General features: G+C 42.3%; 2 protein-coding genes. Both read right to left on the bottom strand.

Going from position 1 to position 1024, the window contains the following annotated elements:
* Positions 1-159: 159 nt before the first annotated feature.
* Positions 160-438, bottom strand: a complete 279-nt coding sequence (locus tag ACTS60_RS00400; protein WP_038882476.1) for a type II toxin-antitoxin system RelE/ParE family toxin — start codon at positions 436-438, stop codon at positions 160-162.
* Complete coding sequence (locus tag ACTS60_RS00395) at positions 435-719, bottom strand: type II toxin-antitoxin system RelB/DinJ family antitoxin (RefSeq protein ID WP_005398409.1); 285 nt, start codon at positions 717-719, stop codon at positions 435-437. The genes ACTS60_RS00400 and ACTS60_RS00395 overlap by 4 nt, the downstream gene beginning before the upstream one ends.
* Positions 720-1024 lie beyond the last annotated feature (305 nt).

Here is a 1024-nt window from a genome sequence, read left to right as displayed (position 1 = left end):
TGTGTTTGTGGTAAAACATAACAAGCAATTTAAGAGGGATTCTCAACGCTTGGCATTCTTGCTTCTACTTCAAATTTAGTGTTTATGGCACAATGCTTTAGGTGTGGGTGAAGGCGTTGTTCACCCCTTAATTGGGCGTTAGTTCCCCAGAGGAAGCAATCAATCCGTAGGGAATTTTTGTTTCTGGTGGAGTACACGCATAACTCTGATGATATCGCCCTCGACCCAGTAAGAGACAATCATCGAAATCTCAGGAATAATGAGCAATCGTCCGCGGATGCCATCTCTTTGCAGACCCATTAGAGGTTGTTCAAGCAAGTTTTCTACTTTTGCTTCAATGAGGTTGTCAGTTTTTTCTGCCGCATCAGGGTTGAAGTCATAGAGAAACTCGAAGATCTTTTCACGATCATTAAGTGACTCTTCTTCCCATAAAATCATTGCTTACCTCGATTACGGATTCTGGCTTTGCGCTCTTCCATTCGAGACTTAGCAGTTTGGTGCTCAACGAAAACGGATTTTCCTGAGTCAAACTTCTCAAATGCTAGGTTTACTTGTTCAGTTAGCCATGCATCGTGAGATAATGTTTTTCTTTGTTGTTCAGCGAGTTGCTCAGTAAGTTCACGGCAAGCATCACTTAGAGTTCGACCTTGGCTCTCAGCCATTTGTTGAGCTAAGCGTTTTGTTTCTTCATCAACACGAAATTGAATTCTAGTGTCCATGATGTATTCCTTTGTTGGTGTGTGTACAAATGTTAGCACTAGGCTTTGAGATGGGCAACTAACAAACAATTTAAGAGTGATTCGGCACGCGTGGCATTTTTACTATGCGTTGGTTTTAGTGATTAAGGTGGTATGCGGGAGCATCGTATTGCGTGCCTCACACCTTAATTGGGCGTTAGCCGTCATGGAGCTTGCTATACTCAAAGTGATAGAATAGTATCACTTTAGTATTCCTTTGGAGCAGCTCTCATGAAAGTAGAACTAGTTACATCACTCAAACGTCAAGCAACTAAGATCCTCGCCGA

Origin of the sequence: Vibrio sp. WZ-1 (assembly GCF_052037695.1) — a bacterium.
In the GTDB taxonomy this organism is placed as follows: Bacteria; Pseudomonadota; Gammaproteobacteria; order Enterobacterales; family Vibrionaceae; genus Vibrio.
This window is presented reverse-complemented; position numbering and strand designations above follow the sequence as displayed.

What these genes read in the sequence shown, in the direction of transcription:
- ACTS60_RS00400 (WP_038882476.1), bottom strand. Translation starts at nt 438, where the DNA reads ATGATTTTATGGGAAGAAGAGTCACTTAATGATCGTGAAAAGATCTTC.
- ACTS60_RS00395 (WP_005398409.1), bottom strand. Translation starts at nt 719, where the DNA reads ATGGACACTAGAATTCAATTTCGTGTTGATGAAGAAACAAAACGCTTA.